This window comes from Streptosporangium amethystogenes (assembly GCF_000721075.1).
Classification (GTDB): domain Bacteria; phylum Actinomycetota; class Actinomycetes; order Streptosporangiales; family Streptosporangiaceae; genus Streptosporangium; species Streptosporangium amethystogenes.
Genome location: NZ_JOEQ01000005.1, coordinates 141,706 through 157,421 on the forward strand (window position 1 = coordinate 141,706; position 15,716 = coordinate 157,421).

Sequence of the window (15,716 nt, forward strand, 5' to 3'; positions counted from 1 at the left end):
TCCTTCCAGCCGCACGACCCCGTACTCCGGCTCCGGAGAGCCCGGGGAGGGGATCAAGTCTGCCCCTCGATCACGACCAGCACGAACCCGGCCTCGACCTGTCGGCCCGGCGTCACGTTCACCGCCGCCACCGTGCCCGGCGCGGGGGCGGTGATCCGGTGCTCCATCTTCATGGCTTCGAGCACCACGACCACCTGCCCTTGCCCGACGCTCTCGCCGGGTTTGACGTCGATCCGCAGCACGGTACCGGGCATGGGGGCCAGCAGGGAGCCGGGTGGCACCTGCTCCACCGGCGCGGGCAGGCGCTCCAGCGGGGTGAGCCGTACGGAACCGAGCGGGGAGTCCACGTGCGTCACGCCGTCGTAGCGGGCCACGGCGAACCTGTGCCGCACGCCCGAGGTCTCCAGTACGACCAGCGAGGGCGTCGCGCCGACCAGAACGGTATCGGGGAACCCTTCGGCACGCAGGCCGTCCCTGGTGATCCGGTAGAAGATCTCCGCCTCCGCGAACGCGGTGCGCTGCGGCTGCGACACCACGTTGCGCCATCCGCTCGGCAGTCCCGCCTGCACCGTCGCCGCCGCGCGGTTGGCCGACGCCCGCGCGAGTGCGGCGGCGAGGGCGGACAGGCGCACGACCCCCGGCCCGGCTCCGGCGGCCTGCCGTCCGAATGCCGGCCCGGTGAGGCCGTGCTCGGTCAGGAAACCCGTATGGGTCTCCCCGGCGAGGAACGCCGGATGGCGCAGGACCTCGACCAGCAGGTCCCGGTTGGTGACGGGGCCGTGGATCCGCGCACCCGCCAGCGCGAAGGCCAGCCTCCGCACGGCGTCGGAGCGACTCGCGCCGTAGGAGATGACCTTGGCGAGCATCGGGTCGTAGTGCACCCCGATCGCCGAGCCGTCCTCGACGCCGGAGTCCAGTCGCAGCCCGTGCCGCCCGCCGGGCGCGGGCGCGAAGCGGGAGTCCACGCCGGGGATCTCAAGGCGGTGCAGGGTGCCGCTCTGCGGGAGCCAGTCACGGGCCGGATCCTCGGCGTACAGGCGAGCCTCGACGGCGTGTCCGGACGGCTCGGGCGGTGACGCGGGCAGCCGGGCGCCCTCGGCGATCCGCAACTGCAACTCGACGAGGTCGACACCGTGGACGCACTCGGTCACCGGGTGTTCCACCTGCAGGCGGGTGTTCATCTCCAGGAAGGCGATCGTGTCGCCCCTGACGAGGAACTCGACGGTTCCGGCGCCGACGTAGTCGATGACCCGCGCGGCCGTGACCGCCGCGTCGCGCAGCCGCGCCCGCGCCGCCGGGGAGATCGACGGGGAGGGGGTCTCCTCGATCACCTTCTGGTGCCGCCGCTGGATCGAGCACTCCCGCTCGCCCAGCGCCCACACCGTCCCGTGCCCGTCGGCCAGGATCTGCACCTCGATGTGCCGGGCGCCCTCCAGCAGGGGCTCGACGAAAACCGTGCCGTCCCCGAACGCCGACATGGCCTCGGCGCGCGCCGAGGCGACCGCCTCCGGCAGGTCGCCGGTCAGCCGTACGACGCGCATCCCGCGCCCGCCGCCCCCGGCCGACGCCTTCACCAGCAGCGGAAGGGGGCCGCCCATCGGGGTGAACACGGCGTTCAGGTCCCGTTCCAGGTCGTCCGCCGAGTGGCCGGGACCCGTGGTGAACCCCGGCAGCACCGGGATCCCCGCGGCCGCCATCAGTTCCTTGGCCTTGATCTTGGAGCCCATTGCGGCGACGGCCTCGGCCGGTGGACCGACCCAGGTCAGGCCGGCGTCCGGCACGGCCCGCGCGAAGGCGGCGTTCTCCGACAGGAAGCCGTAGCCGGGATGGACCGCGTCCGCCCCCGATCTGCGGGCCGCGTCGACGATCTTCTCCGTGGACAGGTAGGTGTCGGCGGGTCTGACACCGCCGAGCCGCACCGCGTGGTCCGCCTCGGTCACGTGCGGGGCGTCGGCGTCGGCGTCGGAGAAGACCGCGACGGTCTCGATACCGAGGTCGCGGCAGGTACGGAAGACGCGGCGGGCGATCTCGCCCCGGTTCGCGACGAGCAGGCGGCGGATCGGCGAGGCGGTCAAGGGCATGTTCGCGGGCATGTTCGCGGGCATGGTCACATCCGGAAGACGCCGAAGCCCGCGGGCTCCGGGACGGGGGCGTTGTGTACGGCGGACAGGCACAGGCCCAGGACCGTCCGGGTGTCGCGGGGGTCGATCACCCCGTCGTCGTAGAGGCGGCCGGAGAGGAAGAACGGCAGTGACTCGGCCTCGATCTGCGCCTCGACCATCCGGCGCATAGCCGCGTCGCCCTCCTCGTCGTAGACCTGTCCCCGGGCCTGGGCCGCGGCCCTGCCGACGATGGACAGCACTCCGGCGAGCTGGGCGGGCCCCATGACCGCCGATTTCGCGCTGGGCCAGGAGAACAGGAAGCGAGGGTCGTAGGCCCGGCCGCACATGCCGTAGTTGCCCGCACCGTACGAGGCGCCCATGACGATCGTGAGGTGCGGGACCGTCGAGTTGGACACCGCGTTGATCATCATGGCGCCGTGCTTGATGATGCCGCCCTGCTCGTAGTCCTTGCCGACCATGTAGCCGGTGGTGTTCTGCAGGAAGACCAGGGGGGTGCGGGCCTGGTCGGCGAGTTGGATGAACTGCGCGGCCTTCTGCGCCTCCTCGCTGAACAACACCCCCCGGGCGTTGGCCAGTATCCCGATCGGATAGCCGTGCAGGCGGGCCCACCCGGTCACCAGGCTCCCGCCGTACAGGGGTTTGAACTCGTCGAACTCGCTGCCGTCCACGATCCGCGCGATCACCTCGCGCGGGTCGAACGGGATCTTCAGGTCCTCGGGCACGATGCCCAGCAACTCGTCCTCGTCGTACAGCGGGTCACGCACGGGCCCGGCGGAGGCGCCGAGCCTTCGCCGGTTCAGGCCCCTGACGATCTGCCGCCCGATCCGCAGCGCGTCGTGCTCGTCGGCGGCCAGGTAGTCGGCCAGCCCGCTGACCCGGGCGTGCATCTCGGCGCCGCCCAGCGACTCGTCGTCGGACTCCTCCCCGGTGGCCATCCTGACCAGCGGCGGCCCTCCGAGGAAGACCTTCGCGCCCTTCTTGACCATGACCACGTGATCGCTCATCCCCGGCACGTAGGCCCCGCCGGCGGTGGAGTTGCCGAAGACCAGGGCGATGGTGGGGATACCGGCCGCCGACAGGCGGGTCAGGTCGCGGAAGATCCGGCCGCCGGGGATGAAGATCTCCTTCTGGGTCGGCAGGTCGGCCCCGCCGGACTCCACCAGATTGATCAGCGGCAGCCGGTTCTCGAAGGCGATGTCGGCCGCCCTGAGCGTCTTGCGCAGCGTCCACGGGTTGGACGAGCCGCCCCGCACCGTCGGGTCGTTGGCGACGAGCACGCACTCGACGCCCTCGACCACCCCGATCCCGGTGACCACGCTCGCCCCGACGGGGAAGTCGCTGCCCCAGCCCGCCAGCGGTGAGAGCTCCAGGAACGCCGAGTCGGGATCGACGAGCAGCTCGATCCGCTCCCTGGCCAGCAGCCTGCCCCGTGCGCGGTGCCGGTCGACGTACTTCTCGCCGCCGCCGGCCACCGCCCTGGCCTGCTCGGCGTCGAGCTCGGCCAGTTTGGCGAGCATCGCCTCGCGCCGGGTCAGGTAGTCGTCACCGGAGGTGTCCAGCCGGCTCACGAGCCCGCCTCCTTGATTGACGTTGGCGTCATGTTGTTGCCTTGGCTCGTGGGCGTCAGGCCGATGGCCCGGGCCCAGAGCGTGGAGAGCATGGCGACGGCGGTCCGCTCGTCGGCGTGCTCGCCGAGGTCGAGCCAGACGTGGGCGAAGTGCTCGACCATCCCGCCCAGCATCACGGCGGTCAGCCGGGGGTCCAGCGACGGATCGGCCAGGCCCTGCTCCTGCAGGCGCCGCAGCCCCTCCGCGCCGCGCCGCACGAAGACCTCGCGCAACTCGAGCAGCAGGCCGCGGAACCCCTCGTCGGCGATCGCGACCTGCTCCAGCATCCTCACCAACCGGGAGTTGGTGGCCCAGGCGCGCAGGTAGAGCAGGTTGGCGGCCTCGATGCGGGCGTACGGGTCGTCGGGAGCGGCGGGCCCGACCACGCTGGCGGTGAACATCTCGCCCACCACGGTGGCCGCCACCTCACGGAACAGCTCCTCGCGCGAGCCGAAGTAGGTGTAGAAGGTGCCGTGCGAGACACCGGCGCGCGCGCAGACGTCGTCGACGCGCACGGCGTCGTAACCGCGCTCCTCGAACATCTCCCGTCCGGCCTGGACGAGCGCCGCCCGCGTGCGGCGGCCCCGGCTGCTGAGCGTCTCAGACTTGACGATCACGTCAATTACGGTAGCCCAGAACCCACGCGCCTGCCAGAGGGCGGGATGGATTCGATGCCGCCCTCACCCCGGATCAGGGCGAGACCGCCGCTGCCGGCTCTGACCGCGCCGGCCCACCCGTTTCTTTGGGGCAAGCCCGGTTTCGGCAAGTGTCATCGGAATCCCGAAGATTAATGGAATGTAAAGGATTTTGGTGCGATCCAGAGCGTTGACCAGCCGCGTAGGCGGTGCGAAGACGCACCGGAGACCGGTGGACGACGTTTTTCGAGACGGTGCGGAGATGACCCTTCTGTTCACTCGTGGCGTTGTCAAACGGCTCTCAGAAAGGGGCTTGCCATGTCGCACGCGGACACTTCCGAAACGCTCGACCTTGTAGCCGAGGACGTCACCGAGCTGAGCTGGGAAGAGCTCACCAAGGAAGTGGTCAACTACGTGTCGCCGTGCAGGGGCGGCTGCGGCACGAGCCTTCCGAGCACCATCAGCACCAACTGCCGGTAGAAGCACTCGATCCTGTTGTCACCGTCCGCCAACGGCTTCGGTCAGGTGAGTCGGTAATCCTCTGACAGCGGGTCGGCGAGTACTGGTGACCGTCGCCGTCGCGGCGGCACCAGTACTCGCGACAGCCCGGAAGGCGACCGAGATGGGAGGCACTTCCCGCCATGCAGGCAGATCTCGCCAACAAGGTTTTCAGGCCGGACCTCGAACCGCTGCTCTCTCCCTACGGTGTCGTCTCACGGGTGTGGGAGGTGTTCGGGACAAGAGGCCTGGACCGTGTTTCGACTCACGCCTCTTCGGTCGGGAGTGCCTGGCCCGGGCTGGTGGGGCCGGCGGAGACCTACGGTTGCGGCCGGGCGATCGACTCCAAGGATCTGGCGCGCTTCATCGCCATCGCGGAGGGCGCGGAGCGCAGCGCGGGTTTTCTGACGTTCGAGGGCGTCGAGGCGCGGTTCGACGAGTTGAACGGGAAGGCCATCGACATGTCGAGCATTCCCCGGTGCTCGGAACGGGAGTACGCGGACCGGGGGTGCCCGCTGCGCCCCTATGACCCCGAGCTTCCGATCAGGTGGGTGCGGGGGCTCGAGTTGACGACCATGGAGGATCGGTGGGTGCCGGCCGTGATGGCACACTATGGCGCCCAGAACCACTCCGAGGGAGAGATGTTCTGGAACGGGATATCCACCGGATACGCCATCCACACCGATCCCGTCGAAGCGATGGTGCGAGGCGTCTGCGAAATCATCGAACGCGACATGGTGGCCCTCACCTGGTCCCAGATGCTGAAACTGCCGAAACTGCGAATCGAGCACCCGTCCGAACAGCTCGGCTATCTCCTGGAATGGAGTGGCAGCCATTTCATCGACACCTATCTCTTCGACGCCACGTCCGAGCTGAACGTGCCGACCGTCTACTGTCTGCAGCGCGCACCGCACGACGTCCGTGCGCAGCACGTGGTCGGGGCGGCCGTTGAGAGGACCTTGCCCGAGGCCGCTTTCAAGGCATTGCTCGAAACGATTATGGTCAGAGCCCTCTGCTACGACGAAGGCGCACAGGTCAAGGATCCGAAAGCCGCGGGGTTCGGGGGCGTCGAGGACGGGATCAGATACATGGGTGTCCCCGAGCGGGCCGCCGCCTTTGATTTTCTGACCGATGATCTGGCGCATCGGAGGACGAGCTCCGACGCAGACTCGACGCCCCTTCCGGAAGACGCGGCAGCAGCACTCCAGGTTCTCGTGGAACGCTTCGGCGCCAAGAAAATGGAAGTGGTCGTGGTGGACAGTACTCCCAGAGAGTTGCGACGTAACGGGCTCAGCGCCGTAAGCGTGGTCATTCCGGGACTTCAGCCCATATCTCTTGTGCCGTCCGCACAGTATTTCGGGCATTCGAGATTGTATACGGGGCCTCGGGCGATGGGTTACGAGCCCAGAGCGGAAAAGGATCTCAATCCGTGGCCCCAGCCGTTCGCCTGAGGAGGACAGTTGTACAAGAATCTCACGGCTCTCTTCAGGGAGACCGATCCATGCAGCGGTTCCGCTCGACCGGTCCGCAGTGCGGTCGACTGCCACGGCATCATCGACACGGACCATCTTCTGACATGCCTGAGAATCGGTTCCCTGCGGTATCCGTACTTCTCCGTCTTCCATGTGGACGATGCCGTGGGAGAGGTTCCCGCGGTCGAGACACGAGTGGTGGCGGGCGGGGGTCTGTGCGCGGAGTTCGCCGATCTCGACAAGGTCGAGCAGGAGTTGGGTGAGGGTGCTTTCCTGAAACTCAGCCAGTTGTCCCACTGGCACCCCCAGGTACGGGCGATAACCCAAGGGCTGTCTCGGGATCTTTCGGCCGCAGTCGCCTCCAGGATGTACTGGGCGCGTATGGACGGCGCGGTGATGACCTCCTATGTGAACGCTCCGGCTTTCATCGTTCAGCTCCATGGCGAGGCAATTATCAGATGTGGTTCAGCTGACCGGGGCGCTACTGAAAACGGTTCATGGGAAGTGAACCTTAAATGCGGGGAACTGGCGTTTCTGACCACACCGTGCTCCTTTTCCGCACAAGCTCGCGGAGAGTCGTGCCAGTTGCTGATACAGATCTCCGCACCACGGGTCCGAGATTATCTGAAAGCTCTGAAGGCGTGCACGATGGTAACCAACTCGGACCTTGTCTCGTGCTATCACACGATGAGCGTCGACGAGCGTTCCATTGAGACGAAAAAGGCGCTGATGGCCACCGCGGGAAAAATTTCCAGCGAGAGACTGCTCGCGCTGACCCTTTCGATGATGAAAGAGGAGGCGGGATGACCGGCGGTCCGGGAACGACTACCGGCCGACTGGACTGGCTGGTCTCGAACACCGCAGGATTCTTCGACTCCGTCTGGGCCAGGCGTCCGCGGGTGTTGCGGGCGGAGGGCGTCGCCGGCCTGCTGACCGAGGAGCAGATCTGGCATGAGCTGGACTGCGGCCAGTTGACTCTTCCCTACGTAACGGTGTTCGGCGGTTCGAGCCCCGGCGCGAGGATGGCGCCGATCCGGTCCAGAACGGTGAACGGCTTCGAGGTGGACGGGTTCGTCGACCGCGGACGGTTGCGCCGCGAATTCGACGCCGGAGCGACGCTGAAGTTCAACAGGATCGACCACTGGCACCTGCCCGTCCGGAAGATCACCGATGAGATGTCGGAGATATTCGAGAGCGGGGTCGTGGCCCATGCGTTCCTGAGCCCGCCCGGCGACGAGCCGGTCATCACCGCCCATCTCGACGGCCTTCATGTCTTCATCCTGCAGACCTCGGGCACGAAGGACTGGGTGGCGGGGGCCGTCGATCCGGTCTCACCGAGCGGTTCGGCTTTCTGTGAGCACACCGCCATCACCGAGCAGGGCCGGCTTGAGACGCGGCTGACGCCCGGTGACGGGCTCTACCTGCCGCACGGCAGCCCACACTACGCGTTGGCGAGGTCCGAGACGTCGCTGCACATCGCGATCGAGGTCCAGGATCCGACGCCGTGGGATTTCATCGAGGCCTACTGCGCACGGGTGGAGGGCACGGCGGACTGGCCCTCGGAGGTTTCGAGGGATCAGGCGGCCACGAGCGGCGCGGACAGGTTCAGGGAAGTCTTCCTGGCCGCACTCGATCCTGTTTCGCACGATGACGTCAAGGTGGCCGCGGCGAGAATCGCCCAGACGCGCACGGTGTATCCGGCGCACCGGCGCACCTGACGTTCAGGAACCAGTCCAATTCCCCAGGCGACGGCTGGACACACCAGGCGACGCGACCCAATGAGATGGAGGAAAGAAAGATGAACACAGGAATCTCGGAGTTGACGACGGACGCGGTGCCGGCCCACCGCGGCGTCATCGACAGAATGCCCAGCTCGGCGAACCCCATCACCACCATGGCGCTCAGCTCGGCGAACCCGATCACCACCATGGCGCTCAGCTCAGTGGTCAGGGGCTGAAAGGCGGCCGGACGGGTCCGGGCCTCTGCCCGGATCCGCCCGGTCGGGCGGTAATGGATGATCTGCAAGAAGGGATGGCTGATGCTGAGCGCCGGTCCGAACGAGACACGGTCGGTCCTCTTCCGCCAGGAGTTGAACGCCGGAGTCCATGACATCCGCACGGCGGTACGGCAGCTGGACCTACCGGTCCGGCCGGAGGATCCCGACACCTGTATCCGGCAGATCGTCGACGCCCTGTCGGTGAAGCTCGACCGGGCGGTCCTCCCGGTGGTCGCCCACGAACTGGCCGTGGCGAAAAGCGCGGGGAAGCTGGCGGGAGCCGACGGGCGGGAACGCTACACGGATTTCTGGCGCGGGACCGACCTGCCCGAGCGACTGGCGGATCGCTACCCCGTGGTGGCGGCGATTGTGTCGGCACTGATCAGGAGCAGCGTGACGGCTGTCCGATCAGCCATCGAACGCCTGGGCCAGGACTTTCCTGCCCTTGTCACGTCGTTTCCCCGGCTGGCCGGTCCGCTCAGGAGCATTCACCTGGCGGAGAGCGACCGGCACGCGGGCGGTGGTCAGGTCATCGTCTTCGAGTTCTCCGGTGGGCGTATCTTCTACAAGCCGGTGTCGCCGACCGGAACGGGATTTCTGCACACCTTCATGGCCAGGCTGGAGTTGCCCGTCAGGCTCCCGCGAATCCTTGACAGAGGGTCGTACGGATGGGTTGAGGAGATCCAGTTCAGGGCCTGCGCGAGCAGGTCGGAAGCTCAGGCGTTCTGGTGGAAGAGCGGAGCCCTGCTGGCGGTCTGCTGTCTGCTGAACTTCGTCGACGGGCACTGGGAGAACGTGATCGCCGCGGGTGGCGACCCGGTTCTGATCGACACCGAGACGCTCCTGCACAATTTCTCGTGGTATGGCCCGGAGGGGGCTCTCACCTCGGTGTTCGACACCGGACTTGTCGAAGCCACCGACGCGGAGCGGCAAGGGCTGGGCAGGCACGCGGCGTTCCAGGTCGTGGGGAGTGAGAAGAACACCGTGTTCGTTCCCTTCCCCGTTGACGACGGGACCGACCTCCTCGCGGTGACATTTCGCGGAACCGTCCGGGAGGTGCCGAGGAACCTGCCGGTCCTCGACGGTGTCTATCAAACTCCAGGAGGTTATCTTCCGGAGATCCTGGAAGGTTTCCGGACGGTCTTCGCGCGGGTCCGGCAGATCAGGCACGACCTGCTCTCGGACGATTCGCTGTGGGATCTCGCGCGAAACTGCGAAGGCCGCCAGGTGATTCGGACCACAGGCTACTACGCGTTGCTTCAGAGGCTGATGGAACAGCCGTCGCTCGCCTGCTCCTGGTCGCTCGTGAAGGTCGAGCTGGAACGCTACCTCCGGTTTCCGCAGCAATCGCGATACAACGAGCTCGTCGACGAGGAACTGCGCTCGCTGCTCAGCTGCGATGTCCCCTACTTCCTGAACGACCCCGCAGAGACGAGCATCCGCCTCATCGACGGGACCAGGCGCGACGGCTTCTTCCGCAGCAGCGCGCTGGAACAGGTGATGAGCAACATTGAGCATTGGGACGAGACCTTCGTGGCTTCTCAGTGCGAGCTGCTCAAGGAACACCTCGGATACGCAACCGGCCGCCACGAGCTGAGCCAGACCGAACTCCAGCTGTTTGAGAAGGCGGGGGTCGCCCTGTGACCGGCGGAGCAGCACAGGAAGAAGAACACGTCATGACGAGAACCGTGCACGCGTCAGTGGTCGCCACGGGTGAGTTCGGCTCGCGAGTCCGGGACGCGCTCGCCGCCCTGCCGGGCACGACCGTGGAGGCCGCCGCCGACGTGGGTGAGGCTTTTCGGTCGGTGACGGCGGACATCGTGGTCGTGGTCCTCTCCCGTCCTGACCCGTCGGTCTGCGAGGCGGCGGATGCGCACGCCGTGAGCACCGGAGGAAAGTGGCTTCCGATCGTCATGGACGGACTGACCGTCAGGATCGGCCCATCGGTCACCGGGGGACGGTCACCCTGCTTCGAGTGCTTCCGCAGGAGGCAGATCCAGCACGACACGCAGAAGCACATCAGCGCGATCTTGACCAGGCCCGGTACGACCGGCCATGCCTTCGGAGCGCAGGGGTTTCTGCCGCACCACGTCAGGATGGCGGCCTCGGTCGCTGTCGCGATCATGAAAGATCCCGGCGCGACCGGCGAGGTCGTCTCGATCGACCTGCACGGCGGCGGCCTGGTGAAGCACAAGGTCATCGAGTGCGACGACTGCCGGTTCTGCGGCCGGCCGCCGGACCGAAGCGTGTCCGCACTCCGCCTGACCGTGGCATCGGCTCTCGGACACCGGAGCGATACCGTTATGGGGACACGGACATGAGCGACTCTGCCCGGCCGGCGGCCCGCTGGGGCGACGGCTATCTCGGCTTCTGCCGCGGACTCGCCACGGTCGAGGCCGAAGAGGGGCTGCTGATCGACGGCGGGGTCCGGCGATACCTGTTCTCCGGCACGTCGGCCGGATCGTTCCTTCCCAGGCTCCTGCGAGCCCTGGACGGTGAGCGAACCTTCGACGAGCTCCGGGAACACCTGAGCCTGCCGGCGGCCCGGCTGAACGCGGCGCTGCGACTCCTGGACGATCGTGGCCTGCTCGAGATCCACCGCCGACCTCGTTCGTCGGGCTCGGCCTGTGCCGACCCGCAGGTCGTCGCCTACTTCTCGCGGACGTTCAGCACGATGCGGGAGCGCTTCGCGAGTTCCACCGACATGCTGGACGTGCTCGCGGAGGCCGGCGTGCTGGTGGTCGGCGACCTCACGATCGGCGAGGCGTTGTCGCGGGATCTGCGCGGCAGCGGTGTGGGCCGGGTCGAGTTCCTGGACGCGGCCGAGGAGTTGCCAGGCCTGCTCGCCGATCATGCCCCCGATCTCGTGCTCGTCGATGACAGCGCCGGGGGGTCCGGTCTGGTGATCGGGCAGGAGGCGTGCGCCAAGGAGGACATCCCTCTGCTGAGATTCGCCCAGCGCGAGGCGACGGCGGAGATCGGGCCTCTTTTCCACCGGGGGGTGACCACCTGCGTGGCGTGCTTTCGTGCCGCGGACCCGATCGACGAGACCGTGCCGGTCAAGGCGCCCCGGACGCTCGACGGTGTGGCCGTCGGCATGATCTGCACAGAGGTGATCTCGATCCTCGGCGGCATGGCGGTGGGGAGATCTCAGAAGGGCATGAGCCGCCTGTCCCTGCGGGACCACCGGGAGGAACGCCTCTACGTCGTCCCGGAAGCCGGCTGTGTGAACTGCGGCGACCTCACACCGCCCGCCGTCTACGAATGGCAGGAGGAGATCCTTCCCCGGAGGATCGCCGGATCGCGCTCCACCTCCCCGGAGGCACAGGCCAGGTACGAGAAGTCACAGGGCGCCAGAGCCGAGTTCCCGTACTCACCGACCTGGGCGCTGCCCCGTTGGCCCGACTGCCCAGCCCCCGGCGGCTCGGCGTCCGACGATCCATCGCCGATGAGGACACCTGCCGGTCCGGGCCTCGACCCCGCCGTTGTCAGCGCGATCCTCGCCAGAGTCGCGGGTTTCCGGCACCAGGACGGTGGAGAAGAGGGAAGGTCCTTCGACAGGTGGGTTCCCAGCGCGGGGAACCTGGCCTCGGCCGAGATCTACGTCCTCTGCCCGGGGGGCGCGCTCGACCTCCCAGGAAACCTGTTCAGGTACCGGGACACCACGCATTCGCTGATCCGCGTCAGAAACGACGAGACGGATGTCCGGCGGATGCTCGAGGGTGTCGATCTCCAACTGTCCGAGGAGCCGGAGGCCGTGCTCTTCCTCGTCGGCGCCGTGGGGCGGCTGAAGGAGAAGTACGGCGCGTTCGCCTACCGGCTCGCGCTCCTCGACGCGGGATGCGCCGCGATGCAGCTGGCCATGGTCGCCGGCGCCTTCGGCCTGGCAGCGCGATTCGCGTCCGCCTGGCCGGAGGATCTCGGCACCCGGCTTGAGCTTCTGGACGGCGATGAATTCGTCACCGCGGTGGCCGCACTCGGCGGCGTCGACCAGGGAGGGCGACCATGGCATTGATCAGAATGACGGATCCGGTTGAGGCGACGGCGAAGGCGATGCGTGCGCGTCAACCGCTGCTGACCGGTTCGGGCACTCAGGTGGACGCGACCAGGACAGCACCGCGCCCGCCGGCCGAGGAAATGCTCAGGGCCAGGGTGAGCTGCCGCGACTTTCGTGAGAGCGAGATAGGGCCGGCGGTGCTCCAACGCGTTCTGGCTTCCGCCTACGCGGCGGAGGCGGGCGTCTGGCCGATGAGAGTTCACGGCGATCCGGGCTTCCTGACGCTGCTCGGTGCGTCGGCGGTCAGCGGGCTCGCTCCCGGCATCTACGCCCGCACGCCCGATACGGCCGGACCCACCGCGTACTCGGCACTGGGGGGAGCGGAGCTCCTGGCGGATCTGCGGGAGCAGTACGCGGACGCGCCGGCACTCATGTTCGTGACCGGCGACTTCGCTCGAATCCCGGCGAACGCGAGCGGGTACGGCGGGCTGGTCTCCCGTGCCGGAGCTCTCGGGTACGCGATATGGCAGGCCGCGCTCGCGGAGGGACTGTCCGCGTCGGTCTTCGGGCGGTCGTTTCGTGAGGTGACAGACATCAGCCGCTCCCTGCGACCTGGACAGCGCCATCTTTTCACCGTCGCGCTCGGCTATTCCGAAGGCGCCATTTCCGGAACCGACCACCCCTGACTGCTTACCACGGAGGGCGCTGACATGCCCAGCTCGCGACAGCCGGTCTTTCTCCTGGCCCCCGCCAGGTCGTATTCCACCGTTTCCCTGGCATTGCTGTCGGGCCATCATGATCTTTTTGGGTTCCCGGAGATGGTCAGTTTCAGCGGGACGACGGTCGGTGACCTGTTCGTCGCCGTCGATGGGGCGAACGAGAGATATCGGGACTTCCATACGGTCCGGCTGAGTGGGATCAGCCGAGCCGTCGCGGAAATAGAGTTCGGCGATCAGGAGCCTCAGGCCATCCAGGAGGCGCACGCCTGGATGCGCCGGCGTTCGTCCTGGACCATGGGGGAGCTGTTCGATCACCTCCTGGACGGGATCGATCCTCTGATCGGCCTGGAGAAGTCACCGGAGACCGTGCTGAGTGATGAGGCGCTGCACAGGTGCCTGGATACCTATCCCAATGCGCGTTTCATCCACCTGACCCGGCATCCGATCAGCACCCAGCGCTCCATGATGAGCCATCTCCGGGCGCTCACCGGAATCACGGGCACCGCGCTGGCGGTCCGTGCCGCCTCGTCGTGGTATCTGGCGCACCGCCGGATCGTGTCCGTCACCCGCGACCTGCCGGAGCATCAGGTGATTCGGGTTCGAGCTGAGGACCTGCTCGGCGAACCTGTGGTGCGGCTTCCCCCGATCCTCGACTGGTTGTGCCTGCCCTACGACGCGGAATGCCTCGCGCGAATGACCAGGACTGAAAAATGGCGTTTCGCAGGTATGGGCCGGGACCGGAATCTGTACGGCGGGGACTGGAAATTCATGAAATCCCCCGAGTTGAGGCCTGTGGAGAGACCGGGTCCGGTCGCCTTCGATGACGACTGGGGACTATCTGCCGAGATAAGGCGACGAATAATTGAGCTGGCTCAGGAGTTGGGTTATGAATAGAAAAACGACCACCCGGACCAGGCTCCGAGTCGTCCATCGGCTGGTTCGCGTTTTCGCCCCGCATTTCCGGCTGCTCGTGCTGTCCGCCCTTCTGGTGCTCACGTCGGTGGCCCTGGGCGTTGTCGCGCCGCTGTTCCTGCGGATGATCCTCGATGACGCCCTCCCCGCGCACGACACCGCTGAGCTGCTCCTCCTCTGCGGCGGCATGATACTCGCGGGTGCTCTCGTGAGTCTCGTGTCCCTGCAGCAGGGGAAGCTGACGCACCGGGTGGGCCAGCGGGTCGTGCACAAACTGCGCATGGAGGTGTTCGACCGGGTTCAGCGGTCGCCGCTGCCGTTCTTCGCGTCCGAGCCGAACAGCCGCATCCAGTCGATCCTGATCAGCGACATCGGTGAGATCAGCGATGTGGTCACCTTCTCGATGCAGGCCGTCCTGATCTCGGGCGTCGGCATGCTGGCGGCGATCTGCGTCATCATGGCGTTGAGCTGGCAGCTCGGGGTGCTCTCGATCCTGCTGGCGCTGGGGTTGAGCATCGTCAACCGCCGGCTGGCGAAGCGAAGGTTCGGACTGACGAACGAGCGTCAGGACCGTATCGCCGACATGATGCGGTACACCGGCGAGGACCTCTCGTATTCGGGCGTGGTCGTCGGCCGGACGCTGGGCCGTACCGGCGCGCAGCGGGCGCGGTTCCTCGCGGCCTCCCAGGACACGGCCGACCTGACCTTCCGGGAGCGCATGGCGGGGCGCGCCGGGTACGCCTGGATAGGGGTGGCGCTCTCCTGCGTCCCTCCGGTGATCTACGGGGTGGCCGGCACGGCGTTCCCCGAGGTCTCGATAGGAACGATCATCGTCATCGCGATGCTGCAGATGCGTCTGACCGGTCCCATCGAGAACCTGATGGAGGTCAGCGCCGACATCCAGAGCTCGCTGGCCGTGTTCAAGCGGGTCTTCGAATACCTGGATCTCGAAGACAGGGTTTTCGAAACCGACGCCGCCGTGGAACCTGCGGAGTCCGGTGCGGCCTCGTCGCCCGCGGCCCCGCTGACGTTGAACGACGTCGGCTACGGCTACCCGGGGGCGGACCGGACCTCTGTCTCCGAGGTGAGCCTGGAGATCGCCGGAGGCGGGGTGACCGTGCTGGTGGGGGCCTCGGGCTCGGGCAAGAGCACCCTGGGGCTGATCCTGGCGGGACTGCTGTCACCGACGCGGGGATCGGTGTCCTGCGCGGACCGGACGCTGACCGAGGCGGAGTTGCGCCGCCGGGTGACGCTGGTCCCGCAGGAGGCGCCGATCTTCAACTCATCGGTTCGCGAGAACCTCCTCTTCGGCCGACCGGCCGCCAGCGAGAAGGAGATGCTGGACGTTCTCGGCATCGTCCGGCTGGACGCGTTGATCGACAGTCTGCCCGACGGTCTCGATGCGATCGTGGGCGAGCGGGGATACGAGTTCTCCGGAGGGGAACGACAGCGTCTGGCGCTGGCCAGGGCGTTGTTGTCGCCGTCTCCCGTCCTGGTCCTTGACGAGGCCATCAGCGCGCTGGACGCCGTGACCGGCAAGGAGGTGTACGAGTCCCTTCAAAGATATCGCGGTGATCGTTCTCTGGTCTTCATCGCTCATCGGATCCCGGCCCTGAACGACGACGACACGGTGGTGCTCCTCGACAAGGGGCGCGTCGCCGAACGCGGGACCCACGGGGGGCTACTGCTCGCCGGAGGCGCCTACTCCGGCCTCGTCGGATCCCAGATGGTCATGCCGGCGGCAGCACGCTGAGTCA

The 15,716-nt window shown here is 67.4% G+C and carries 14 protein-coding genes; 11 read left to right on the forward strand and 3 right to left on the reverse strand.

The window, feature by feature from the left end; all coding sequences use genetic code 11:
- Positions 1–53: 53 nt before the first annotated feature.
- Genes IG98_RS0108525 through IG98_RS0108535 form a run of 3 tightly spaced genes read right to left on the reverse strand, consistent with a single transcriptional unit; the run spans position 54 to position 4,347 of the window.
- Positions 54–2,105, reverse strand: coding sequence for an acetyl/propionyl/methylcrotonyl-CoA carboxylase subunit alpha (locus IG98_RS0108525; RefSeq protein WP_245651451.1), 2,052 nt, complete (start codon positions 2,103–2,105; stop codon positions 54–56).
- A gap of 2 nt (positions 2,106–2,107) precedes the next feature.
- Positions 2,108–3,640: an acyl-CoA carboxylase subunit beta gene (locus tag IG98_RS0108530; protein WP_245651496.1), complete on the reverse strand. Its 1,533-nt coding sequence runs from the start codon at positions 3,638–3,640 to the stop codon at positions 2,108–2,110.
- 47 nt (positions 3,641–3,687) lie between these two features.
- Complete coding sequence (locus IG98_RS0108535) at positions 3,688–4,347, reverse strand: TetR/AcrR family transcriptional regulator (protein ID WP_051751856.1); 660 nt, start codon at positions 4,345–4,347, stop codon at positions 3,688–3,690.
- A 336-nt stretch (positions 4,348–4,683) separates the two neighbouring features.
- Here IG98_RS0108535 and IG98_RS50265 point away from each other — a divergent pair, with 336 nt between their 5' ends.
- The 11 genes from IG98_RS50265 to IG98_RS0108590 all read left to right on the forward strand — a co-directional run bounded on the left by IG98_RS50265 (position 4,684) and on the right by IG98_RS0108590 (position 15,712).
- The gene (locus tag IG98_RS50265; protein WP_157594230.1) at positions 4,684–4,845 is read left to right on the forward strand and encodes a hypothetical protein; all 162 of its coding nucleotides are present in this window, start codon (positions 4,684–4,686) and stop codon (positions 4,843–4,845) included.
- 161 nt (positions 4,846–5,006) lie between these two features.
- Positions 5,007–6,314: a YcaO-like family protein gene (locus IG98_RS0108545; protein WP_051751858.1), complete on the forward strand. Its 1,308-nt coding sequence runs from the start codon at positions 5,007–5,009 to the stop codon at positions 6,312–6,314.
- Positions 6,315–6,323: 9 nt separating this feature from the next.
- The gene (locus IG98_RS0108550) at positions 6,324–7,142 is read left to right on the forward strand and encodes a hypothetical protein (RefSeq protein WP_030908105.1); all 819 of its coding nucleotides are present in this window, start codon (positions 6,324–6,326) and stop codon (positions 7,140–7,142) included.
- Positions 7,139–8,053 carry a JmjC domain-containing protein gene (locus IG98_RS0108555; RefSeq protein WP_030908108.1) on the forward strand — a complete coding sequence of 305 codons (915 nt, stop codon included), beginning with the start codon at positions 7,139–7,141 and terminating at the stop codon, positions 8,051–8,053. Before IG98_RS0108550 ends, IG98_RS0108555 begins: the two co-directional genes overlap by 4 nt.
- Before the next feature lie 80 nt (positions 8,054–8,133).
- A complete protein-coding gene (locus tag IG98_RS50270) occupies positions 8,134–8,292 on the forward strand; it encodes a hypothetical protein (protein WP_157594231.1) in 159 nt (52 codons plus the stop codon).
- A gap of 81 nt (positions 8,293–8,373) precedes the next feature.
- Complete coding sequence (locus IG98_RS0108565; protein WP_211263912.1) at positions 8,374–9,975, forward strand: DUF4135 domain-containing protein; 1,602 nt, start codon at positions 8,374–8,376, stop codon at positions 9,973–9,975.
- 32 nt (positions 9,976–10,007) lie between these two features.
- Positions 10,008–10,652 (forward strand): TOMM precursor leader peptide-binding protein, encoded by a 645-nt coding sequence (locus IG98_RS0108570; RefSeq protein ID WP_030908115.1) that lies wholly within the window; start codon positions 10,008–10,010, stop codon positions 10,650–10,652.
- Positions 10,649–12,346 (forward strand): SagB family peptide dehydrogenase, encoded by a 1,698-nt coding sequence (locus tag IG98_RS0108575; protein WP_030908118.1) that lies wholly within the window; start codon positions 10,649–10,651, stop codon positions 12,344–12,346. Before IG98_RS0108570 ends, IG98_RS0108575 begins: the two co-directional genes overlap by 4 nt.
- Positions 12,337–13,014 carry a hypothetical protein gene (locus IG98_RS46700; RefSeq protein ID WP_030908121.1) on the forward strand — a complete coding sequence of 226 codons (678 nt, stop codon included), beginning with the start codon at positions 12,337–12,339 and terminating at the stop codon, positions 13,012–13,014. Before IG98_RS0108575 ends, IG98_RS46700 begins: the two co-directional genes overlap by 10 nt.
- A 24-nt stretch (positions 13,015–13,038) precedes the next feature.
- Positions 13,039–13,941 carry a sulfotransferase family protein gene (locus IG98_RS0108585; protein WP_030908124.1) on the forward strand — a complete coding sequence of 301 codons (903 nt, stop codon included), beginning with the start codon at positions 13,039–13,041 and terminating at the stop codon, positions 13,939–13,941.
- Positions 13,934–15,712 (forward strand): ABC transporter ATP-binding protein, encoded by a 1,779-nt coding sequence (locus tag IG98_RS0108590; protein WP_051751860.1) that lies wholly within the window; start codon positions 13,934–13,936, stop codon positions 15,710–15,712. The genes IG98_RS0108585 and IG98_RS0108590 overlap by 8 nt, the downstream gene beginning before the upstream one ends.
- Positions 15,713–15,716: the final 4 nt, after the last annotated feature.

Bases quoted from the DNA above. Each gene is read 5' to 3' on its own strand.
- IG98_RS50265 (WP_157594230.1), top strand. From the start codon at position 4,684: ATGTCGCACGCGGACACTTCCGAAACGCTCGACCTTGTAGCCGAGGAC.
- IG98_RS50270 (WP_157594231.1), top strand. From the start codon at position 8,134: ATGAACACAGGAATCTCGGAGTTGACGACGGACGCGGTGCCGGCCCAC.
- IG98_RS0108590 (WP_051751860.1), top strand. From the start codon at position 13,934: ATGAATAGAAAAACGACCACCCGGACCAGGCTCCGAGTCGTCCATCGG.
- IG98_RS0108545 (WP_051751858.1), top strand. From the start codon at position 5,007: ATGCAGGCAGATCTCGCCAACAAGGTTTTCAGGCCGGACCTCGAACCG.
- IG98_RS0108525 (WP_245651451.1), bottom strand. From the start codon at position 2,105: ATGCCCGCGAACATGCCCGCGAACATGCCCTTGACCGCCTCGCCGATC.
- IG98_RS46700 (WP_030908121.1), top strand. From the start codon at position 12,337: ATGGCATTGATCAGAATGACGGATCCGGTTGAGGCGACGGCGAAGGCG.
- IG98_RS0108585 (WP_030908124.1), top strand. From the start codon at position 13,039: ATGCCCAGCTCGCGACAGCCGGTCTTTCTCCTGGCCCCCGCCAGGTCG.
- IG98_RS0108575 (WP_030908118.1), top strand. From the start codon at position 10,649: ATGAGCGACTCTGCCCGGCCGGCGGCCCGCTGGGGCGACGGCTATCTC.
- IG98_RS0108570 (WP_030908115.1), top strand. From the start codon at position 10,008: ATGACGAGAACCGTGCACGCGTCAGTGGTCGCCACGGGTGAGTTCGGC.
- IG98_RS0108555 (WP_030908108.1), top strand. From the start codon at position 7,139: ATGACCGGCGGTCCGGGAACGACTACCGGCCGACTGGACTGGCTGGTC.
- IG98_RS0108530 (WP_245651496.1), bottom strand. From the start codon at position 3,640: ATGCTCGCCAAACTGGCCGAGCTCGACGCCGAGCAGGCCAGGGCGGTG.
- IG98_RS0108565 (WP_211263912.1), top strand. From the start codon at position 8,374: ATGCTGAGCGCCGGTCCGAACGAGACACGGTCGGTCCTCTTCCGCCAG.